This is a genomic window from Bradyrhizobium cosmicum (assembly GCF_032290525.1).
Taxonomy (GTDB): domain Bacteria; phylum Pseudomonadota; class Alphaproteobacteria; order Rhizobiales; family Xanthobacteraceae; genus Bradyrhizobium; species Bradyrhizobium cosmicum_A.
On the sequence record NZ_JASXTA010000020.1, the window covers coordinates 109,251 to 130,457 of the forward strand.

Sequence of the window (21,207 nt, forward strand, 5' to 3'; positions counted from 1 at the left end):
TTCCGCGGTACGCTAGCGATCGATCGTCCCTAGCTCAACCGCTTCGGACCAGATGGTTCACATCACATTCGCCATGAAAGCGGCCAGCGCATCGCGGTCTGCCGCAGGCATGGTCAGGCCGAGCTTGGAGCGACGCCACAGGATATCCTCCGGGAAGCGCGCCCATTCATTGGCCATGAGATAGCGCACTTCTGCGCCGGTCAGCTCGGGACCGAAGGCCGGGCCTAGCTCTTCACGGTTCTTCGCCTCGCCCAGCACGGCGGGCAAGCGCGAGCCATAGGCCCCAACCAGCCGCTGGGCTTCCGGCTCCGAGAGAAAGCGCCAGCGATCGCGCGCGAGCTCGACTTCGGTGTCGAAACGATCCCAGGCGAAATCGCCACCGGGCAGCGCCGCGCCGGCTGTCCAGCGCGGCGACATCGGATAGAACGGCGTCAGCCGCGTCACCGCCCGCTCCGCGCGCAGCCGCGAGGTGGTGACGTCGCCGCCGAACATCGTGATCAGCGGCGCCTTGCGCCGGCGTGCATGGAACAGTGTCGTCCCGTCGCGCCGCCGTGCGGTTGCCGGCGCCAAATTGACGCCGGAGACCGCGCGCACCACGCCGGCCGGCGCGACGCGCTCGCGGAAATAGCGGCTGGCGGCTTCGCAGAGATAGCCGACATCGGCCCCCGGCATCGCCACGATGGCAGGGTCGCCGGTGAAGTCATGCGTGACCGTGCCGATCAGCGTGAAATCCTGCGCGAACGGGCTCGCGAAGATCAGCCGTCCATCGCTGTTCTGGAAGACGTAGACGTTATCGGACTCGAACAGCTTCGGCACGATGATCTGACTCATCTGCATCGCCGCCATGGCGGGCTGCGGCTGGCGCAGCACGGTCTCCGCGACCATCGAGGTCCAGCCGCCGCTGGCGTTGGCGAGCGCCCGGGCCGTGACGGTGCGGCGATGGCCGCGATCGACCACCGCGAGCCGCCAGATGTCGGTTCGATCGGCCCGGACGCAGCGCGCCCCGGTCCTGATCGCAGCACCACGTTCGGCCGCATCCAGCGCCGTGAGCACCACCAGGCGGGAATCGTCCACGACGCAGTCCGAATATTCGAACGCCATACCGAACGGACGCTTCAGCGCGTTGCCGACCGGGTGATGTGTGATGTCGAGCGTTGTCGCTGGCGGCAGGCCACCCCGGTTCGTCAGGCCGTCATAGACATACAGTCCGGCGCGCAGCAGCCAAGGCGGGCGCTCGTCGGAATGCGCGGGAATCACGAAGCGCATCGGCCGGACCAGATGCGGTGCGATGGCGAGCCAGGTGCTGCGCTCGGCCAGCGCCCGGCGCACCCGCCAAAACCCGCGGCGCTCCAGCACCGACAGATCGCCATGGATCAGCCGCGGCGTCGCCGACGACGCCCCTCCTCCGAGATCGCCCTGCTCGAACAGGATGACCCTTAAGCCCCGGCCGGCCGCATCGCGCGCGAGGCTGACACCATTCAGCCCGCCGCCGATGATCGCAAGGTCGTAATCCGCCATGAAGCCGTCGAATGGGAGCGAAGCGCCCCATCATTAGCCGGTCTTGAGCGCAAGCTCCATGGCTTCGGCTCGGCCGACGAGGCCGGCATATTTCCCGATCGGCAGCGGCTTGCCGAGCAGGTAGCCCTGCACGCCGTCGCAGCCCTCCTTGGCCAGGAAGGCGAGCTGATCCAGGGTCTCGACGCCTTCGGCGACGATCGACATTTCGAGGCCGTGGCCGAGATCGATCACGGCGCGCACGATCGCGGCCGATTGCGGATTACGACCGAGATTGATGATGAAGGCGCGGTCGATCTTGATCTTGTCGAACGGAAACGCCTGGAGATAGCTCAGCGAGGAATAGCCGCTGCCGAAATCGTCCATGGAAATGCGCACGCCGAGCGCCTTCAACCGGCGCAAGAGTGCCAGGCCGCGATCGAAATCCTCGATCAGCACGCCCTCGGTGATTTCCAGTTCGAGTCGGCCGGGCGCAAGGCCGGTCTCGATCAGGATCGAATGAACCAGCCCGACCACGTCGCCGTGCATGAACTGGGCCGGCGACAGATTGACCGCGACCTGGAGCGGCTTCGGCCAGGACGCCGCCTCGCGGCAGGCCTCGCGCAGGATCCACTCGCCCATCTCGACGATCAGGCCGCTCTCCTCCGCAATCGGGATGAATTCGGCCGGGGACACCTGGCCGCGCACCGGATGCTGCCAGCGCGCCAGCGCCTCGAAGCCGATGATCTCGCTCTCGTCGACGCTGAGGCCCGCGGCTCCCTGCGGCTGGAAGGCGAGCGAGAGCTCGCCGTTCTTGATCGCCATCGAGAGGTCCTGGTGCAGCACGCGGCGATCGCGGATCTGCTGGTCCATCTCCGGCTGATAGAGACCGATCGTGCCGCGCGACTTCTGCTTGGCGCGGAACAGCGCCGCACCGGCATTGGCGAGCAACGAGGCCGCGTCGGCGCCGTTGTGCGGGAAGATCGACATGCCGGTGGTGACGCCGGCACGAACCGCCCGGCCGTCGATCTGGAATTCCCGGGCGACGGCCTCGCCGAGCTGCCGCGCCAGCGCGAGCCCCGCCTCCGGCTGCTTGCCGTCGATGATGAGGCCGAACTCGTCGCCGGACAGGCGTGCCACCACGCCGCCGCGCGCGGAGTCCTGGAGCCGCTGGGCCACTTCGATCAAGAGCTTGTCGCCGAGCGCATGGCCAAAGACGTCGTTGACCTCCTTGAGGCCGTCGAGATCGACGCACAGGACCGCGAACTCCTCGCAGGTCCCCTCGCAGGCCTCGATCATCTGGGTCAGCGCCTGAAGGAAGGCGGCGCGGTTCGGCAGATCGGTGAGACCGTCGTGATAGGCCATATGCGCCATGCGCGACTCGGTCTGGCGGCGATCGGTGACGTCTTCGTGGGTCTTGATCAGATATTGCGGCTCGCCGGCTTCGCTCAGCACCGTGGCGCGGCGGGTCAGGAACAGCCGCAGGCCGTCCTTGGTGGAGATCGGATGCTCCTCGGTGATCATGCCGCGTTTCCTGATCGCGGCCTCGTCGCGCGCGATGATCAGCTTGGCTTCCTTGGCATTGAAGATGTCGGAGGCGGTCAGCCCCGTGGCTTCTTCGCGTCGGCGGTTCAGGATCGTCTCCGCGCTGCGGTTGGCGAGCAGATAGCGGCCGTCCTTGACCTGCTCCACGATCAACGCGACGGGAATGTTGTCGACCACGAGCTCCAGGAATTTCTTCGTGCTCTCCAGCTCCTGCGACAGCGAGCGGCGGTCGGTGATGTCCTCGAATACGAGCATCAGGAATTCGGGCTTGTTGCTCTCGTCGCGGACCACGATCCGGATCGAGGCGACCGTGCGCCGCTCACCGGCGCGGTCGACCTCGAATTCGTTGCGGAATTGGCCGTCCGGAGAATTGAGCGCCGCCCGGTCGGTCGCCTCGATGCTGGCCACCGAGACGGGCGCAAACAGCTCGCGCGCATTCTTGCCGACGACATGATCGCGCGAGAAGCCCCAGAAGCGCTCATAGGCCGTGTTGGCGAAGATGTAGCGACCGTCCTCGATGTTCTTCGCCGCAACGCAGGCCGGCACGTGATCCAGCAATGTTTCCAGGAACTGCTTGGTGGAGGCGAGCTGTCGCGACAACCTGCGCTGCTCGCTGACATCCAGATGCGTCGCCACCGAGCCGCCGTTGGGCAGCACAAAATATTTCACCAGGATAGCCCGCCCGTCCGGCAGCTCGGTGATCAGCCCGTTGATGCTGGCCGCCTTCTCGTAGAACTCGCCGTCGGAGACGCCGAGCACGCCGCGCTGGCGCCGCAGCTCGAGGATGTCGGATCCGGTCATGTTCACCCAGAGATCCGAGCGCGACAGACCGTAGATCTCAAGATAGCGGTCGTTGCAGAACATGACGCGGCGCTGCGCGTCCGTCATCACTATGCCCTGGTTGAGATTGTTCATGGCGGAGGAGACGAAGGCGTTGCGCCGCAACTGCAAACGCCTGGTCCGGCGCAGCGAGGAATGGATCCACAGCGCGATAGCGACTAGGAATGCGCAGATGACGATGCCGCCGATCAGGGCTTCCCAGACCACGTTGGGGTCGAGCTTGCCGAGATAGCTTGGCGCCTCCAGGCTGTCGGAGAGGGCAAAGGCGCGCGCGGGCGCGACCGCGCTGCCCAGGCACACGACGGCCTGCACAGCAATCGGAAGCGTGCTGCCTGCGTGCCAGTTCTCCTCAGCCATCAGCCACCCGCGGTTTCAACGTCGGATTGTCTGGCCTCGCGGGTTTGGATCGGGTAAACGCCTGTACGCGCAACAGAAAAATGTTACATCAAATACGGCAATTGCCCTGACATGATAAATGCTTCCTTAACGGAAAACGGCCGCGCGCCGTCGTTCCCGGGCCTGATTCCACCGGCGCTTTTAGCTGACATCCTGCACAACCATGGATAGGGTCGACTGTATCGTGATCGGAGCCGGCGTCGTCGGGCTGGCGGTGGCTCGAAAGCTCGCCCAGGCCGGGCGCGAGGTGATCGTGCTCGAGGAAGCCGAGGCCATCGGCACCATCACGTCGTCGCGCAACAGCGAGGTGATCCATGCCGGGATCTATTACCGCGCCGGGAGCTGGATGGCGCGCATGTGCGTCGACGGCAAGCATGCGCTGTATCGCTACTGCAGCGAGCGCGGCATCCCACACAGGAATTGCGGCAAGCTGATCGTCGCGACCAGCGCGAAAGAGACCGAGAAGCTGCAATCGATCAAGGCGCATGCCGAGGCCAATGGCGTGCTCGACATGCAGCTGCTCACCGGCGAGGCCGCGCGCGCGCTGGAGCCGGCGCTCGCCTGCGACGCCGCGCTGCTCTCGCCCTCGACCGGCATCATCGACAGCCACGCCTACATGCTCTCGCTGCGCGGCGACGCCGAGGCCGCCGGCGCCGCCTTTGCGTTTCACACTCCGCTGATCCGCGCCAAGGCGATCGCCGGCGCGATCGAGGTCGAGGCCGGCGGCGAAGCGCCGATGACGCTGCAATGCGACCTGCTCGTCAACGCCGCCGGGCTCTCGGCGACGAACGTGGCGCGCCACATCGACGGCATGCCGATCGACCGGATTCCGCCGGCCTATCTCGCCAAGGGAAACTATTTCAGCTGCAATGCCAGGGCGCCGTTCTCGCGCCTGATCTACCCCGTGCCCGAGCCCGGCGGGTTAGGGGTGCATTTGACGCTGGACATGGCGGGGCAGGCGCGCTTCGGCCCCGACGTCGAGTGGATCGAGACGATCAATTACGAGGTCGACCCATCACGCGCCGAGCGCTTCTATCCGGCGATCCGCAAATACTGGCCGGCACTGCCCGACGGTGCGTTGATGCCGAGCTATTCGGGCATTCGCCCGAAGATCGTGCCGCCGGCGGTGGCCACGCAGGATTTTCTGATGCAGGGCCCGCGCGATCACGGCGTCGAAGGCCTGATCAACCTGTTCGGCATCGAATCGCCGGGACTGACGTCATCGCTCGCGATCGCGGATCACGTCACCGAGCTCGCAGGCATCTAGAGCGTTTTCGAGCGAAGCGGACACGGGTTCGCCTCGCGAAAGCGCGTCCAAGAAAAAAATGTCCCGCGCAATGATGATTGCGCGGGGCGCACCTTCCAGCAGGGGCGAGCGCAACCGCTCTCACCCCTGCCAAAGGTATGCTCAACTCTACGCTGTTACGGGGGTTACTAGTGGAGCGTGTCGCCGGTGTGCTTCAGGCGCTCGATCTGGTCCTTGACCATCAGCTTCCGTCGCTTCAACTCAACAATTTGCAGGTCGTCTGTTGAAAGGTGCACGAGAGCGTCGTGCAATTCGTTTTCGAGCGTTTTGTGCTTCCGTTCCAATTCAACCAGATGTGCCTGAATTGTCATTCGAAACCTCCTCGGTAGGGTTGAAACCTCAGGATTCGATCCGGACAGCCAAGTCTACATCACCGATTCGTTCTGTCGATGGGTATCCATCATTGCAGTGTCATTTTTGGAAATTCATATGTAACGAAGCGTGAGTAAGGAACCGCGCTGGAAAAATTCATGATATCAATGAGCTTGCGCAACGGTGCTGCGAATCGTCGCAACATCCCGCGAGAGTTCGGTGAGCGGCGGCCCGAGATCGCTTGCGATCACGCCGCGCAAGGACGATAATTTCCACAGGGCATCCACAGCCTTAATCTCACGCCTATCGGTTTTCGGCCACCGCAAACATGACCAATGAAGATGAGCGTGAGCTCGAAGCCGAGCTCACCCGGTTGCAGCAGGAACACCGAGATCTCGATGCCGCGATCGATGCCCTGCATCAGTCGCCTGCCCCCGACCTATTGCGGTTACAGCGGCTGAAGAAGCGCAAGCTGTTGTTGCGCGACCGTATCGCGTTCATCGAAGATCAGATCACGCCCGACATCATCGCCTGATCCGCCGAGGCGCTTTTCGCGGCAGCTCGCCGCATACGAATCCACTTGACTCCAATAGAACAAAATAGGAACACTTGAACACCCCCAGGAAACGCCCCGAAACACCCGAGGACAACGCAGATGCCGGCAACCGCCCTTCTCGACAACAGTCACTATGAACAGGCCTGCGATCAGGCGATCGCGATGTGCGACGGCAATCTGCGCAGCACCATCAAGGCGCTGATCATGGCCAATGAATATCTGGAAGCAGAGCTGGGGGAATTGCAGGCGGCGATTTCCGCCGGCTGCATTCCCGAGACCTCGCGCAGCAAGACGCAGAGCAAGAGCAGCGCCGCCTGAGTTCAACATCGGAGCAACGCCATGTCGGATGTGACCTACTACGTTGCAATGCCTTTCCTGATCGATGCCGACGGATCGCCTGTCGCGGGCCCCGCGGAAGAATGCCAGAGCTCGACGGCTGCGTTGCGGCGCGCCGAGACATTGTCGCGCGGCGCAGGCCACATCGGCGCGGTTGCGTTCAGCCGCAGCGGCGATCCCATGACCGGCGAATTCGGCGACGCCACGCTGCTGCGCAAATTCGGCAACGTGCCGGAAGATCTGGCTACGCTGTAAGGGATTAGTGTTTGAGCATGATCTCCGCGCAAACGCATTCCGCGTTTGTCGCGAAGGAAAACCTCTGCACGCTTTGCGCTGACGCGCCCCTTCGGGTCCGGATCACGCTCTAGCTGCTGACGAGCCTGATCCGCGGCTCGTGCCGTCGGCGCGCCTTGCGCACATACATGGCGGCGTCGGCCTCCTCCAGCGCGCGCCCAGCATCGGACTGCGCCCCGAGCAGCGCGACGCCGGCGGAAGCACCTGCGGTCACGCGCTGGCCGCGAAAGGTGAACGACAGATCGTCGATCGCCTGCTCCAGGGTCGCGGCCTTCGCCTTGGCATCGGTCTCGGTGAGATTCCACAGCAGCAGCGCGAATTCGTCGCCGCCGAGCCGGCCGACCACGTCGGAGGCGCGGATCTGCCGCGTCAGCGCGCCGGCAATCACCTTGAGCACCTCGTCGCCGGCGGCGTGGCCGAAGGAATCGTTGATCGGCTTCAGGCGATCGACGTCGAGTACGATCAGCGCGCCGCTGGCGCGGTAGCGCTTCATGTAGGCGATGGCGCGCGCGAGCTCGCGCTCGAAGCCGCGCCGGTTCGGAATCTCGAGCAGGAAATCGGTGTCGGCCGCGGCTTCCAGTTCCGCGATCCGCCGCTCGGCCAGCTTGAGCTTGCTCCGCAAGCCGCGGATGATCGCCTTGATCGTTGCCTTGGCGTCGTCGGCGGCCGACGCTCCGCGCGGCGCCGGCCTCGCCGGGCGCTTCGGGGCGGCTTTGGATCGGCCGGCGCTGGTCTTCCGGCCCGTTTTGGCCTTCGCCGCGGTCGCCCTTTTTGGTTTCTTCATGGGCTTCCTGCTCAATGAAGGCTTGCGGGGATTCACCAAGACAGGATAGTGCATTCCCTTCTCCTTGCCACCGCCTTGCGAGCCACCGGCCGGAACCGTTAATCTGGCCCATCTTTCTGTTTTCCGAGCACAATTGACGTCATGACCGCGCCGATCGCCATCATCATGGGAAGCCAGTCGGACTGGGAGACGATGCGGCACGCCGCCGATACGCTTGCGGCGCTGGGCATTGCTGCCGACACCCGCGTCGTTTCGGCACACCGCACCCCCGACCGGCTGTTTGCCTTCGCCAAGGGCGCCAAGGCGGCCGGCCACAAGGTCATCATCGCCGGTGCCGGCGGTGCTGCCCATCTGCCCGGCATGGCGGCGGCGCTGACGGAGCTGCCGGTGTTCGGTGTTCCCGTCGAATCCAGGACGCTCAAAGGCATCGATTCGCTCTATTCGATCGTGCAGATGCCCGCCGGCATCCCGGTCGGCACCCTCGCCATCGGCAAGGCCGGCGCGATCAACGCTGCGCTGCTTGCAGCATCCGTATTGGCGCTATCCGACCCGGCTTTGTCGGATCGGCTCGCCGCCTGGCGCAAGGCACAGACCGAGGCGGTTGCCGAACGCCCGGAGGACAAGGCGTGAGCGACGCAAATCAGGTGAAGCTGAAGCCCGGCGACACCATCGGAATCCTCGGCGGCGGACAATTGGGGCGCATGCTCGCGATGGCTGCGGCGCGCCTCGGTCTGCGCTGCCAGGTGTTCTCGCCCGATCCGGATTCGCCGGCCTTCGACGTCGTGCTGAACGCGACCTGCGCCGAATATGCCGATGTCGAAGCGCTCGAGCTCTTCGCGGGCGACGTCGACGTTATCACGTACGAATTCGAGAACGTGCCGTCGGCCGCCGCGATGGTGCTGGATGCGCGCCGCCCGGTCCTGCCCAACCGCAAGATCCTCGAGACGACGCAAGACCGGCTCGCCGAGAAGGATTTCGTGACGCGGCTCGGCATCGGCACCGCAGCCTATGCCGACGTCACCTCCGTCTCCTCGCTGCGCGAGGCGATCGTCAGGATCGGGCTTCCGGCCGTGCTGAAGACCCGCCGCTTCGGCTATGACGGCAAGGGCCAGGTCATCATCCGCGGAGGCGACGATATCGCCAAGGTGTGGACCAGTCTCGCCACCAAATCGGCGATCCTGGAGGCCTTCATCCCGTACGAGCGCGAGATCTCCGTGATTGCCGCGCGCTCGGCCGCCGGCCAGGTCGAATGTTTCGACGTCACCGAGAACGAGCACCGCGACCACATTCTGAAGATATCGCGTGCGCCCGCACGGATTCCCGATGCGCTCGCGGAGGAAGCGCGCAGCATCGCCGGCAAGATCGCCGGCGCACTCGATTATGTCGGTGTGCTCGCGGTCGAGATGTTCGTGCTCGCCAATGGGACCGGGCCGAAGGTGCTGGTCAACGAGATCGCCCCGCGCGTGCATAATTCCGGGCACTGGACCCTCGACGGCGCGTCGGTCTCGCAGTTCGAGCAGCACATCCGCGCCATCGCGGGCTGGCCGCTCGGCAAGGCCGTGCGTCACGGCGAAGTGATCACCATGACCAACCTGATCGGCGACGAGATCAACGACTACGACAAGTGGCTGAGCGTGCCGGGCGCGACCGTGCACATCTACGGCAAGGGCGCGCCGCGCCCCGGCCGCAAGATGGGCCATGTCACCGAGGTCCGGCCGCCCAACGGCAAGTAAGGGGACCGCAGCAAAGGCTGCGATCCCGCTTGGCAATTAGATTTTTGTTTTGACGCGTTTTCTTGACGCGAACCGGTACCCACTTCGCTCGAAAACGCTTTACGTCGTCTTCGCGCCCGCGACGACGCCCGTGGGCTCCTCGCTGAGCCAGCGATAGATCACCCCGCCCAGCGCGCCGCCGATCAGCGGTGCGACCCAGAACAACCAGAGCTGCGCCATCGCCCATCCGCCGACGAACAGCGCCGGACCCGTGCTGCGCGCCGGGTTCACCGACGTGTTGGTGACGGGAATGCTGACGAGATGGATCATTACCAGCGCCAGTCCGATCGCCAGCGGGGCAAAACCGGCGGGCGCGCGGCCATGGGTCGAGCCCATGATGATGAACAGGAACATCATGGTCATCACCACCTCGGTGATGAAGCATACGATCATGCTGTACTGACCGGGCGAATGCGCGTCATAGCCGTTCGACGCGAAGCCCTTGGTGACGTCGAACCCCGGAGCCCCGTTCGCGATGACATAGAGCAGGCACGCGGCCACGATCGCCCCGGCCACCTGGGCAATCACATAGGGCAGGATCTGCCCGGCCGGAAAGCGCCCGCCGGCGGCGAGGCCGACCGTGACCGCCGGATTGAGATGGCAGCCGGAGATGTGGCCGATCGCATAGGCCATGGTGACCACGCTCAGGCCGAACGCGAAGGACACGCCGACCAGGCCGATCCCGACCTGGGGAAAACCGGCCGCGATCACAGCGCTGCCGCAGCCTGCGAATGTGAGCCAGAAGGTGCCGATAGCCTCGGCGGCATATTTCTTGATATCCATGTGACGTCTCCCCTGATTTCCAGATTTCCGGATCAACCTCCGGAAAACGGCCCGCCTTTTGGCACCAAATCACCCAAAATGCGACCGTGGGTAGAGGTTTTGCCCCATTTAATGGCTTAACTTGGCCCGATGGACCGCTTCGCAGGTGGACATGTCAGGTTTTGTCTGATACATCCGCGCGCTCAAGGTTAAGGGCTTGTGCTTTTGCCATCCCCTTTGACCTATCAGAATTCAAATCCGATCCACTGAAGAGGATGCCGCGTGCAGGTTCTCGTTCGCGATAACAATGTCGACCAAGCCCTCAAGGCGCTGAAGAAGAAGATGCAGCGCGAAGGCATTTTCCGTGAGATGAAGCTCCGCGGTCATTACGAGAAGCCCTCTGAGAAGAAGGCCCGCGAAAAGGCCGAAGCCGTGCGCCGCGCGCGCAAGCTGGCCCGCAAGAAGCTCCAGCGCGAAGGCCTGCTGCCGATGAAGCCGAAGCCGGTGTTCGGCGCCGGTCCGGGTGGCGATCGCGGTGGCCGTGGTGGCCCGGGCGCAGGTGCAGGTCCGCGCGGACCGCGCTGATCTTGCCGGAATTGCAAGGCTGAGTTTTCGATGACGCGGGCCCTGGGCCCGCGTTATTATTTTGTAGCGGTGCCTTTCCTGGGACGGGGCACTACAGATGCGGCACCAACGCGCGAGCGAACCGTAGATGGCCTTCCCTTTTCCCGAGCGCGGCTTGGCGCGGCTACGCCGGATCTGGCGGCAGCCGCTCGCACTCGGCTTGATGGGAGTGGTGATGTGCGGCTGCTCCTTCGATCTGGGTTCCCTGATGCCGGAGAAGGACAAGGCGCCGGAGGCACCCAAAGCGGCTGCCGCCCCCGAAAGCGCCGTCAGCGCCGGCAATGTCACCGAGGCCCAGGCCCATGCGGCCAAAGGCCAGACCCTGGCGAAGTCGGGGGAGACGGCCGGCGCGCTGGACGAGTTCAACCGCGCCGTCGCGCTCGATCCCTACAACGCACAGGCTCTCTATGGCCGTGCCCTGATCCATCAAGGCAACAACGAGCACAACTTCGCCATCGCCGATTTCAGTGCCGCCAACGGGCTCAACCCGCAAAAGGTCGAGCCGCTGCTCGGCCGCGCCGCCAGCTACCTCGCCATCGGCAAGGTCAAGGAAGCGGCGGCCGATCTCGATGAGGCCTCCGAGGCCGATCCGCACAATGCCCAGGTCTGGACCGCGCGGGGACAGGCTTATGAGCGGCTCGGCGACAAAGCCAAGGCGGCGGTGTCCTACAACAAGGCGGTGTCCTTGCGTCCACGGGACGATGCCGCCCGCAGCGGGCTCGCCCGGGTCGGCGGCTGACGGCGCGGCTGAACTGTCGCCTTAATCGGGGGTGGCGCTTTTGGGCAGGACGGAATGGAACATCGACTTCATGCCCGACAGCATCTCGTCGGCGACATTGGTCTTCTTCGGCCGCGGCATGGCCGCGCCGACATCGGCACGCAGATCGAGCGGCGGCGCGATCATCGGGACCGGGATATCGGCCGGCGGCGTCATCCGGTTCGGATCGTCGTTGCCGACCGAGGAAGTGTAAGACGGCGAGGAACCGCCATTGCCATAGGCCTCGGGCAAAGGCGTTGACACCGTGATCGGCGGCGGCAGCGGGCGGACTGTGGACGGCTCCGCAGAAATGATACGCGGGGCCTCCGGGGTGCGGGCGGCTTCCCGCACCGCAGGCTCCGGGGTCCGCTCGACCTGCTTGGTCTCAATCGACTTGTTTTCGGGAGATCTGGCCTCAGCGGCCTTCTCGGCAGCTTTGCCCTCCGGCGACTTGCGCAGACGCTCGATGGCAGCACGGGCGAGATCGTTGGCGTCGGGAGTCGCGGCCGGAGCGGAATTGGCCTCCACCACCGGAGCGGCGGCGGGAGCCGCGACAGCCGGAGCGGTGGCCGGATTGGACTTGGCGGCCGCCTTCTCACGCGCGGAGTTGCGGCCGCGCGGGCCGGTCTCGGCGGGAGCGACGTCGGCAGCCTTGACGTCGGCAGCCTTGGTCTCGGCGGCCGGCTTTTCGGCCGCAACCTTGTCAACGCCCTTTTCGGAAACGCTCTTCTCAGCAACGCCCTTGGCTTTCACGCCCGGCGCGGGAAGGTTGGCGGTGTCGGCCGGCTTGCCGTCACTGCCAGCCTGAGCAGGCGCCACCACGGCCGCAGGGGCATCAGCCGCCGGCTTGGCGTTGATGTAGTGGTTAACGATGTAGGCCCCGATGATCGTGGCGAGCACCGAGGGTAAAATATCCATCGAGATTTTAGCGAGGTATTTCAGCATTTCTCGGCCACTCCCCGCGCGATCAGATGCGGGAACTTTGGGGCATTGTAAGGGATCAACTGCGACGGATCGATGGCAAACGGTAACGCCAAGCCTTACGGCTTCAGCTCGATCTCAAGGAACACGATCTCGGTTGAGGTTTCGTTAAGTACGTCGTGTTGGACGCCGGCCTTGCGAAAGTAGGATTTTCCGGCCGCAAGCTGCGCCTTGGACCGCTCGCCGCCGGGCGCCACGATGGTCATCTCGCCGGCGACGACGGGAACGATGACGTAGTCCATGCCGTGGGTGTGATGCCCGGTCGCACTCCCCGGGGCGAGCCGCCACTCGGTCACCCGGACCTCTTCGTTGTCGACCTGAACCTCGGACTTGACGGCAAGCATCGGAACTTCTCCGGGGGCAAATTCTGCTGGGAACCGCGCTTCAGGGCACGAACACCATGAACACGTAGACCGCAAATACCACCATATGGACCAGCCCGAACAGGACATTGGTCCTGCCGGTGCCGAAGGTCAGCATGCTCAGCAGGAATGTCAGGAACAGCAGCGCCGTGTTCGCGGGGTTCAGGCCCAGCACCAGCGGCTGGTCGAGCACGTAGGTGGCGAGCCCGACCGCCGGTATGGTCAGGCCGATGGTCGCGAGCGAGGAACCGAGCGCCAGGTTGATGCTCTTCTGGAGGTCGTTCTTGCGCGCCGCGGCAATCGCGGAGACGCCTTCCGGCATCAGAATCAGGAGCGCGACCAGGAGGCCTGCAAATGCCGGGGGAGCGCCGATCCGGACTGCAACGGCGTCCACCACCAGCGAGAATTTCTTGGCGAGCAGAACGACAGCCAGGAGCGAGATCAGCAACAGCGCGATGCTGAGCGCCAGCGTCTTGCCCGACAGGTGCGCCTCCCCGCCCTCGCCCTCCTTCCTCTCATGGACGAAGTAATCCTTGTGCAGGACGGTCTGGGTATAGAGAAACACGCCATACAGCACGATCGTGACAACATCGACGAAGCCGAGCTGAAGCGCCGAATAGACCGGGCCCGGCGTCGTCAGGGTGTAGTTGGGCATGACAAGTGTGATGGTCGCCAGCGCGATCAGCCCGCTGAGATAGACGTTGGCGCCCGAGACCTGAAAGCCCTGCTCGCGGTAACGCAAGCCGCCGATGAACACGCAGAGACCGACGAGGCCGTTGCAGACGATCATCACGACCGCAAAGACGGTGTCGCGGGCGAGTTCCGGCGCCGGCTTGTCGCCCAGCATGATCGTGGTGATCAGCGCGACCTCGATGATGGTGACGGCGAGCGTGAGCAGTAGCGTGCCGTAGGGCTCGCCGATGCGCTCGGCGATCACCTCGGAATGGTGAACGGCGGCGAACACGGTGCCGAACAGGATCACCAGAAGGACGATCGCAAAGGCTGCCCCGCCGGCAGACAGGGTGAAGCCGTAGCCGGTCGCGGTCACGATCAGGAACAGCAGCACCGCCAACGCGGGGAATATCCATGACGATCGCGGCATCGGTCCGTGTGCGCTCATGCGGGCGATTCCTTCAACTGGGCGACCGACTATGCGCGAGAAGATCGCGCCCGTCAGCCCTCAGGGGCTGTTGATGAACTGCCGCGCCGTCTCCAGAGCCCCGAAATCATCGAGGTTTTCGTGTCCCCCGCCGGGAAACCGCATCAGCTTCTTCGGCTCGCGCGCCATCGTGAACAAGCGCTCGCCGAAAGCAATGGGAATCGCCGTATCGCTCGTGCCGTGCATGATCAGGAGCGGCGCCGTGACACGCGCGATCCGTTCATCCGAGTGAAACGGGTCTCGCATCAAGAGGCGAATCGGAACGAAGCGAAAGAGCGAAGCTGCAATGTCGACTGTCGACGTATAGGGAGCTTCCAGAATCAATTTTCCGACCGGGTGTTCGGATGCGATCGCAACCGCAACGCCGGTCCCCAGCGAGAAGCCCCAGGCGACGATACGCTGCGGGTCATAACGCTCTGTCGCAAAAGCGTAAGCGGCCGCGGCGTCCTGCAAGAGGCCCTGCTCGCTCGGCGCACCGGTCGAGCCGGCATAGCCGCGATAGGACAGCGCCACGAGACCGGTGCCGTCGGCAATGATGCCCTTGAAGCGGTTGACGCGTCCGGCGAGAAAGTCGCCGTTGCCCGGGAAGAACAGCACCACGGGTCGGCCGGGCTTTGCCGGCACGTGCCAGACGATGACCTTCTCGCCATCGGATGTGGTGAGGGCGTGCTCCTCAGCCTGCGGAAATCCCGCGGTGGCGGGCGCCCTGCGCTCGGTCGTCGGAATCGGAAACAGCATGTCGCGCTGCTTCGCATAGAGCAGGAGGAGACCGGCGAGATAGCCGGACGCAAGGACGATCGCGATCCATTTCAGGAATGTCATCGCTGCGCCGCCGCTCCGGAATTCAGCCGCACGCCGCCGCGTGGGCGGCGTGCCATCCGATGCGCCCTCGCGCTACATCGCCTTGACGATGTTCTCGGTGACCTTCTTGGCGTCGCCGAGCAGCATCATGGTGTTGTCGCGATAGAACAGCGGATTGTCGATGCCGGCATAGCCCGAGGCGAGCGAACGCTTGATGAACATCACGGTGCCGGCCTTCCAGACCTGGAGCACGGGCATGCCGTAGATCGGCGAGGTCTTGTCCTCTTCGGCCGCCGGGTTGGTGACGTCGTTCGCACCGATCACGAAGGCGATGTCGGCCTGGGCGAATTCGGAGTTGATGTCCTCGAGCTCGAACACCTCGTCATAGGGCACGTTGGCTTCGGCCAGCAGCACGTTCATGTGGCCGGGCATGCGGCCCGCGACCGGGTGAATGGCGTACTTCACCTCGACGCCTTCCTTCTTCAGGATGTCGCCCATTTCGCGCAGCGCGTGCTGCGCCTGCGCCACCGCCATGCCGTAGCCGGGCACGATGATGACCTTCTGCGCGTTCTTCATGATGAAGGCGGCATCGTCGGCCGAACCGAGCTTGGCCGGCTTCTGCTCGCCGCCGCCACCGCCGGCCGCCGCGGTCTCGCCGCCGAATCCGCCGAGGATGACCGAGATGAAGGAGCGGTTCATCGCGTGGCACATGATGTAGGACAGGATCGCGCCGGAGGAGCCGACCAGCGCGCCAGTGATGATCAGCGCGGAATTGCCGAGCGTGAAGCCGATGCCAGCCGCGGCCCATCCCGAATAGGAGTTCAGCATCGAGATCACGACCGGCATGTCGGCGCCGCCGATCGGGATGATCATGAGCACGCCGAGCGCCAGCGCGATGATGACGATCAGCCAGAAGTCGAGCGCGCTGCCGGTCAGCACCAGGCCGACGATGAAGAACACCAGCGCGACCGCCAGCGCGATGTTGATGAAATGGCGAAACGGCAGGATGATCGGCGCGCCGCTCATGCGCGCGGACAGCTTAAGGAATGCGATCACCGAGCCGGTGAAGGTCAGCGCGCCGATGGCGACGCCGAGCGACATCTCGACCAGGCTCTGCGGATGAATGTTGCCGGGCGTGCCGATGTCGAAGGCTTCGGGCGCGTAGAACGCGCCGGCGGCGACCAGCACCGCGGCCATGCCGACCAGCGAGTGGAAGGCGGCGACCAGTTCCGGCATCGAGGTCATCGGAACGCGGCGGGCAATCACCGCACCGATCGCGCCGCCGATGGCGATACCGAGGATGACGAGGATCCAGGCCAGGCCGTCTGCCGGCGGGTGGCTGGCGAGCGTGGTCGCGACCGCGATCCCCATGCCGATCATGCCGAACAAATTGCCCTGGCGCGACGTCGCCGGGCTCGACAGCCCGCGCAGCGACAGGATGAACAGCACCCCCGCCACGAGATACAAGAATGCAGAGAGATTGGCGTTCATCTCAGGTCCCCATCTGTCCCTTCAGCCCGAGGTGGCCGCTTACTTCGACTTCTTCTTGTACATCGCCAGCATGCGCTGGGTGACAAGGAAGCCGCCAAAGATGTTCACGGAGGCGAAGATCAGCGCGACGAAGCCGAAGCCGCGCGCCCATCCCGAGCCGCTCGAAACCATGCCGACGCCGACCGCGAGCAGCGCGCCGACCACGATCACCGAGGAGATCGCGTTGGTCACGCTCATCAGCGGCGTGTGCAGCGCCGGCGTCACCGACCACACCACGAAATAGCCGACGAAGACGGCGAGGACGAAGATCGACAGCCGGAACACGAAGGGGTCGACGAGCTGTGCAGCATGCTCCATGGCGGCTCTCCTTAGGCCTTCGGCTGGAAGTTCGGATGGATCACGGCGCCGTCTTTCGTGAGCGCGGTCGCCTTGACGAGCTCATCGTCCCAGTTCACGGCGAGGGCCTTGGTACCCTTGTCGACCATGGTCTCGATGAAATTGAACAGATTGCGCGCGTAGAGGCTGGAGGCGGAGGCCGCGACACGGCCGGCGACATTGGTGTAGCCGACGATCTTGATGCCATCGAGATCGACGACCTCGCCCGGCCTTGCGCCCTCGACATTGCCGCCGCGCTCGACGGCGAGATCGACCAGCACCGAGCCGGGCTTCATCGACTTGACCATCTCGCCCGAGACCAGCTTCGGCGCGGGCCGGCCCGGGATCAGCGCGGTCGTGATCACGATGTCCTGCTTCTTGATGTGCTCGGCGGTGAGCGCGGCCTGCTTGGCCTGGTATTCCTTGGACATCTCCTTGGCGTAGCCGCCGGCGGTCTGCGCGTTCTTGAATTCCTCGTCCTCGACGGCGAGGAATTTCGCGCCGAGCGATTCGACCTGCTCCTTCGTCGCGGGCCGGACGTCGGTCGCGGTGACGACCGCGCCCAGGCGCCGGGCGGTCGCGATCGCTTGCAGCCCGGCGACGCCGACGCCCATCACGAACACTTTTGCGGCGGGAATGGTGCCCGCCGCGGTCATCATCATCGGGAAGGCACGGCCGAAGGCTTCGGCGCCCTCGATCACGGCGCGATAGCCGGCGAGGTTGGCCTGCGAGGACAGCACGTCCATCACCTGCGCGCGGGTGATGCGCGGCATCAATTCCATCGCGAAGGCGGAGACGCCGGCATCGGCCATCGTCTTCAGCGCCGCCTCGTTGCCGTAGGGGTCCATGATGGCGATGACGAGCGCGCCGCGTTTGTATTGCGCGAGCTCCGAGGCCTCGGGACGCTTCACCTTGATGATGATGTCGGCATCCTTCAGCGCATCCGCGCTGACGGTGGCGCCGACGGCGGTGAATTCGGAATCCGGCAGGCCCGACTTGAGGCCGGCGCCCGGCTCGACGGCGATCTCGGCGCCCAACGCCTTGAACTTCTTCACCGTATCAGGCGAAGCGGCGACACGCGGCTCCGACGGATCGATTTCCTTGGCAACGGCGATCTTCATAGGCCCTCCGGCGACGCGGGAAAGCGCGCACGCGAACTTAGCGTTACTCCCGCAACGTTGGATACCGGTTTTCAATCCGGCTTGATTGCAAATTTTATGGGCACCGACGACGCTGGCGGTGCAGCAGGCGATAGATCAGGTCAGGAAGATCGCCATCAGGATCACGATGAGCGCGACCGAGGCCGTACCGTACTTCACCAGCTTGATGAAGCCCTCATAGGTCTGCTCGTGGGCAACATAGTCGTTGCCGTCGGCCGTGGTGTAGGCCACTTCGCTATGGTCAGCCATGGATCGTCCCCAGTCGAAAGTCGAATTCTTGGGCAGGCAATAGCGCAAACCTTCGGGCAGGGCAACGGCAGGCAGCCGCGGTTTTCCCGCAAATCAGGTCATTTGGAATCCCAATTGTCGCGGATCCAGCGCGTGAGGCTCTGCTCGCTGACTTCGCCGGCGGCGAGGGAGAGGATGATGGATGTCGCTTCCGCCGGACCGGGACTGAAGGTCACCCCATTCTTGTACAGAAAGACCATCATCGCCATGAACGCGATGCGCTTGTTTCCATCGACAAACGCGTGATTCTTTGCGAGACCGAATGCATAGGCCGCGGCGAGTTCATCGAGCGACGCCTGCTCGTAGCGCCACTTGTTGATCGGCCGCTCAAGTGCCGATCGCAGCATGCCTTCATCGCGCAATCCCGGCGCGCCACCGAAGCGGCGCAGTTGCCGGCCGTGAATTGCGACAGCCTGCTCATAGGTAATCCAGAGCGGCTCTTGGGGCTCGCTCATTCGAGAGCCCCGCTACTTTGCGAGCGCGGCAAGCGTATCGCGATACTTGTCCATGAGGTCGTCGGCGATTTCCATCGTCCGCTCGAAATCGGGATCGTATGGCAGCAGTTGGAAACCGCCGCCCGGCAATTCCACGATGTGCAATTGCTGTCCGCGCTTGAGGTCAAGTCGCTGCATCAACTCGCGTGGAAGCAGCAGTCCGTCCGAATTACCGATTTTCTTGATTTCGATCTTCATGGTCGCGCCACTGCAATTACGTTATACAACTGTATAACATAACTCTGGCGACGGTTCAACAATTGTTTTACGCCCGCCCTTGGCATGCGGCGTGCCGGCTCAGCCCATCGCCTCGAGCTCGTCGATCATCCCGGCGATGACCGAAAGACCGCCGTCCCAGAATTTGGGATCCTTGGCATCGAGCCCAAACGGCCGCAGCAGCTCGGAATAATGCTTGGTGCCGCCGGCGGCGAGCATGTCGAGATAGCGCTCGGCAAAGCCTTCGGCCGCGTTCTCGTAGACGGCATAAAGCGAGTTCACGAGGCAATCGCCGAATGCGTAGGCGTAGACGTAGAACGGCGAATGGATGAAGTGCGGGATGTACATCCAGTAGTTCTCGTAGCCCGCCTTGATCTCGATCGCCGGACCCAGGCTCTCGCCCTGCACCGACAGCCAGATCTCGCCGAGCCGCGTCGCGGTCAGCTCGCCGTTCTTGCGCTCGGTATGGACCGCGCGCTCGAACGAATAGAACGCGATCTGCCGCACCACGGTGTTGATCATGTCCTCGACCTTGCCGGCGAGCAGCGCCTGGCGCTGTTTTGCACTCTTGGTCTGGGCCAGAAGCCGCTTGAACGTCAGCATCTCGCCGAACACGCTTGCGGTCTCGGCCAGCGTCAGCGGCGTCGGCGCCATCAGCGCGCCGTTCTTCGCCGCCAGCACCTGGTGCACGCCATGGCCGAGCTCATGCGCGAGCGTCATCACGTCGCGCGGCTTGCCCTGGTAATTCATCAGCACGTAGGGGTGTGCGGACGGCGTGGTCGGATGCGAGAATGCGCCCGGCGCCTTGCCCGGACGCACCGGCGCATCGATCCAGCGGTCGGTGAAGAAGCGCTCGGCGATGTCGGCCATTTTGGGCGAGAAGCCGCGATAGGCCGTCAGCACCATGCTCCGCGCATCGGGCCAGCCGATGATGTCGGTCGCCGCGAACGGCAGCGGCGCGTTGCGGTCCCAATAGGCGAGCCGCTTCTTGCCGAACCACTTTGCCTTCAGCGCGTAATAGCGATGCGACAGCTTCGGATAGGCGGCGCGAACGGTGGCGACCAGCGCATCCACCACCTCGCGCTCGACGCGATTGTTGAGATGGCGGGAATCCGCGACGTCCTGAAAGCCGCGCCAGCGGTCGGAGATGTCCTTGTCCTTGGCGAGCGTGTTGGTGATCAGCGCGAAGGTACGCTCATTCGCCTTGAAGGTTTCCGCCAGCGCCTCGGCGGCGCTTTTGCGCTTGGCGCCGTCGCGATCCTGCAACAGATTGAGCGTCGGCTCGATCGCGAGCTCTTTTGCTCCGACCTTGAAGCGCAGGCTCGAGATGGTCTGGTCGAACAGCCGGTTGAAGGCGGAATAGCCGGTCTGGGACTTCTCCAGGAAAAGCTGCTCGAGCTTGTCGTCGAGCTGGTACGGCTTCTCCTTGCGCAGGTCCTCGATCCAGGGGCGGTAATAAGCGAGCTCGGGAGCCTGCATCGCGCGGTTCAAAATATCGTCATCGATCCGGTTGAGCTCGAGCGCGAAGAACAAGAGATGCGTGGACGCCGCGGTCAGCCGCTCGGAAACATCGCCGTAAAACTTTGAAATCTTGGGGTCCACGCTGTCGCCGGCATGGACGAGACCGGCGTAGGACCCGAGGCGGCCGGCGAGATCGTCGATCGCCTCATAGCGTCGCACGGCTCCCGCGAGCCATTTTCCGCCATCTTCGTTTGCTGTCCCTGTTGCGAGCTTGCCCTTGAAGTCCGTCTCGAACGCGACGCAATCGGCATCCATCTTCTCGAGATCGCGCGCCACTTCCGGCGCATCGATCCCGGAATAGAGATCGGCGAGGTTCCATTCGGGAAGCCTGCCGATCTTGCTCGCAGGCTTCGCGGGCGACGATTTGGAGGACTTCGCCTTGACGGCAGATTTCCTGACAGCGGACGTCTTGGTGGCTGGCTTGCGGAGGGCAGACTTGTTGAGAGCAGACCTGGAGCGCGAATTCATTGTGTGGGAAACCTGTGTTCAACAGTCGCGGCGGCGGGCGGGGGCATCAAGGTTTAAGAGTGCGTTAATCGGCTTCGGCCAGAGTGCCCCGATTCGAGACAGATAGTAGTAGC

The 21,207-nt window shown here is 64.4% G+C and carries 24 protein-coding genes; 8 read left to right on the forward strand and 16 right to left on the reverse strand.

Going from position 1 to position 21,207, the window contains the following annotated elements; translation table 11 throughout:
• Positions 1 to 57: 57 nt before the first annotated feature.
• A complete protein-coding gene (locus QSV46_RS30150) occupies positions 58 to 1,518 on the reverse strand; it encodes a glycerol-3-phosphate dehydrogenase (protein WP_314960203.1) in 1,461 nt (486 codons plus the stop codon).
• Between the two features lie 33 nt (positions 1,519 to 1,551).
• Positions 1,552 to 4,236, reverse strand: coding sequence for an EAL domain-containing protein (locus QSV46_RS30155; RefSeq protein ID WP_314960205.1), 2,685 nt, complete (start codon positions 4,234 to 4,236; stop codon positions 1,552 to 1,554).
• A 202-nt stretch (positions 4,237 to 4,438) separates the two neighbouring features.
• Between QSV46_RS30155 and QSV46_RS30160 the strand changes: the two genes are divergently transcribed.
• Positions 4,439 to 5,542, forward strand: coding sequence for an NAD(P)/FAD-dependent oxidoreductase (locus tag QSV46_RS30160; RefSeq protein WP_314960206.1), 1,104 nt, complete (start codon positions 4,439 to 4,441; stop codon positions 5,540 to 5,542).
• A gap of 167 nt (positions 5,543 to 5,709) precedes the next feature.
• Here QSV46_RS30160 and QSV46_RS30165 read toward each other — a convergent pair whose 3' ends face one another.
• Positions 5,710 to 5,892, reverse strand: a complete 183-nt coding sequence (locus tag QSV46_RS30165; RefSeq protein ID WP_027532476.1) for a YdcH family protein — start codon at positions 5,890 to 5,892, stop codon at positions 5,710 to 5,712.
• Between the two features lie 329 nt (positions 5,893 to 6,221).
• Between QSV46_RS30165 and QSV46_RS30170 the strand changes: the two genes are divergently transcribed.
• The 3 genes from QSV46_RS30170 (at position 6,222) to QSV46_RS30180 (ending at position 7,040) form a co-directional block, all read left to right on the forward strand.
• Positions 6,222 to 6,428 carry a YdcH family protein gene (locus QSV46_RS30170; RefSeq protein ID WP_008546179.1) on the forward strand — a complete coding sequence of 69 codons (207 nt, stop codon included), beginning with the start codon at positions 6,222 to 6,224 and terminating at the stop codon, positions 6,426 to 6,428.
• A 120-nt stretch (positions 6,429 to 6,548) separates the two neighbouring features.
• Positions 6,549 to 6,767 carry a hypothetical protein gene (locus tag QSV46_RS30175; protein ID WP_314960226.1) on the forward strand — a complete coding sequence of 73 codons (219 nt, stop codon included), beginning with the start codon at positions 6,549 to 6,551 and terminating at the stop codon, positions 6,765 to 6,767.
• Between the two features lie 21 nt (positions 6,768 to 6,788).
• Positions 6,789 to 7,040 carry a hypothetical protein gene (locus QSV46_RS30180; protein ID WP_314960228.1) on the forward strand — a complete coding sequence of 84 codons (252 nt, stop codon included), beginning with the start codon at positions 6,789 to 6,791 and terminating at the stop codon, positions 7,038 to 7,040.
• A 109-nt stretch (positions 7,041 to 7,149) separates the two neighbouring features.
• On the opposite strand, the gene QSV46_RS30185 is transcribed toward QSV46_RS30180, so the two are convergent.
• Entirely contained in the window at positions 7,150 to 7,863 is a 714-nt protein-coding gene (locus QSV46_RS30185; RefSeq protein WP_314960230.1) for a GGDEF domain-containing protein, read from the reverse strand.
• A 141-nt stretch (positions 7,864 to 8,004) separates the two neighbouring features.
• On the opposite strand from QSV46_RS30185, the gene purE reads away from it, so the two are divergent.
• Both purE and QSV46_RS30195 read left to right on the forward strand, forming a co-directional pair.
• Positions 8,005 to 8,493: a 5-(carboxyamino)imidazole ribonucleotide mutase gene (gene purE, locus QSV46_RS30190; RefSeq protein WP_314960232.1), complete on the forward strand. Its 489-nt coding sequence runs from the start codon at positions 8,005 to 8,007 to the stop codon at positions 8,491 to 8,493.
• Entirely contained in the window at positions 8,490 to 9,596 is a 1,107-nt protein-coding gene (locus QSV46_RS30195) for a 5-(carboxyamino)imidazole ribonucleotide synthase (RefSeq protein WP_314960234.1), read from the forward strand. The genes purE and QSV46_RS30195 overlap by 4 nt, the downstream gene beginning before the upstream one ends.
• A 99-nt stretch (positions 9,597 to 9,695) precedes the next feature.
• Here QSV46_RS30195 and aqpZ read toward each other — a convergent pair whose 3' ends face one another.
• Positions 9,696 to 10,418, reverse strand: coding sequence for an aquaporin Z (gene aqpZ / locus QSV46_RS30200; protein ID WP_314960235.1), 723 nt, complete (start codon positions 10,416 to 10,418; stop codon positions 9,696 to 9,698).
• 261 nt (positions 10,419 to 10,679) lie between these two features.
• On the opposite strand from aqpZ, the gene rpsU reads away from it, so the two are divergent.
• Both rpsU and QSV46_RS30210 read left to right on the forward strand, forming a co-directional pair.
• Positions 10,680 to 10,982: a 30S ribosomal protein S21 gene (rpsU, locus tag QSV46_RS30205; protein ID WP_092227201.1), complete on the forward strand. Its 303-nt coding sequence runs from the start codon at positions 10,680 to 10,682 to the stop codon at positions 10,980 to 10,982.
• A gap of 127 nt (positions 10,983 to 11,109) precedes the next feature.
• Complete coding sequence (locus QSV46_RS30210) at positions 11,110 to 11,760, forward strand: tetratricopeptide repeat protein (protein ID WP_314960239.1); 651 nt, start codon at positions 11,110 to 11,112, stop codon at positions 11,758 to 11,760.
• Between the two features lie 21 nt (positions 11,761 to 11,781).
• On the opposite strand, the gene QSV46_RS30215 is transcribed toward QSV46_RS30210, so the two are convergent.
• The 11 genes from QSV46_RS30215 to QSV46_RS30265 form a co-directional block, all read right to left on the reverse strand.
• Positions 11,782 to 12,723, reverse strand: coding sequence for a hypothetical protein (locus QSV46_RS30215; RefSeq protein WP_314960240.1), 942 nt, complete (start codon positions 12,721 to 12,723; stop codon positions 11,782 to 11,784).
• Between the two features lie 95 nt (positions 12,724 to 12,818).
• On the reverse strand, positions 12,819 to 13,103 hold the full coding sequence (locus QSV46_RS30220) for a cupin domain-containing protein (RefSeq protein WP_314960241.1): 285 nt from the start codon (positions 13,101 to 13,103) through the stop codon (positions 12,819 to 12,821).
• 40 nt (positions 13,104 to 13,143) lie between these two features.
• Positions 13,144 to 14,241: an ionic transporter y4hA gene (locus QSV46_RS30225; RefSeq protein WP_314960243.1), complete on the reverse strand. Its 1,098-nt coding sequence runs from the start codon at positions 14,239 to 14,241 to the stop codon at positions 13,144 to 13,146.
• 60 nt (positions 14,242 to 14,301) lie between these two features.
• Complete coding sequence (locus QSV46_RS30230; protein ID WP_314960245.1) at positions 14,302 to 15,102, reverse strand: alpha/beta hydrolase; 801 nt, start codon at positions 15,100 to 15,102, stop codon at positions 14,302 to 14,304.
• 72 nt (positions 15,103 to 15,174) lie between these two features.
• Positions 15,175 to 16,572, reverse strand: coding sequence for an NAD(P)(+) transhydrogenase (Re/Si-specific) subunit beta (locus QSV46_RS30235; RefSeq protein WP_314960246.1), 1,398 nt, complete (start codon positions 16,570 to 16,572; stop codon positions 15,175 to 15,177).
• A 39-nt stretch (positions 16,573 to 16,611) separates the two neighbouring features.
• Positions 16,612 to 16,929 carry a proton-translocating transhydrogenase family protein gene (locus tag QSV46_RS30240; protein ID WP_314960248.1) on the reverse strand — a complete coding sequence of 106 codons (318 nt, stop codon included), beginning with the start codon at positions 16,927 to 16,929 and terminating at the stop codon, positions 16,612 to 16,614.
• A gap of 11 nt (positions 16,930 to 16,940) precedes the next feature.
• On the reverse strand, positions 16,941 to 18,068 hold the full coding sequence (locus QSV46_RS30245) for a Re/Si-specific NAD(P)(+) transhydrogenase subunit alpha (protein ID WP_314960249.1): 1,128 nt from the start codon (positions 18,066 to 18,068) through the stop codon (positions 16,941 to 16,943).
• A gap of 135 nt (positions 18,069 to 18,203) precedes the next feature.
• A complete protein-coding gene (locus QSV46_RS30250) occupies positions 18,204 to 18,356 on the reverse strand; it encodes an aa3-type cytochrome c oxidase subunit IV (RefSeq protein WP_008136857.1) in 153 nt (50 codons plus the stop codon).
• Positions 18,357 to 18,454: 98 nt separating this feature from the next.
• Complete coding sequence (locus QSV46_RS30255) at positions 18,455 to 18,850, reverse strand: type II toxin-antitoxin system death-on-curing family toxin (RefSeq protein WP_314960265.1); 396 nt, start codon at positions 18,848 to 18,850, stop codon at positions 18,455 to 18,457.
• Positions 18,851 to 18,862: 12 nt separating this feature from the next.
• On the reverse strand, positions 18,863 to 19,087 hold the full coding sequence (locus QSV46_RS30260; protein ID WP_314960266.1) for an AbrB family transcriptional regulator: 225 nt from the start codon (positions 19,085 to 19,087) through the stop codon (positions 18,863 to 18,865).
• 99 nt (positions 19,088 to 19,186) lie between these two features.
• A complete protein-coding gene (locus QSV46_RS30265) occupies positions 19,187 to 21,094 on the reverse strand; it encodes a M3 family oligoendopeptidase (RefSeq protein WP_314960267.1) in 1,908 nt (635 codons plus the stop codon).
• Positions 21,095 to 21,207 lie beyond the last annotated feature (113 nt).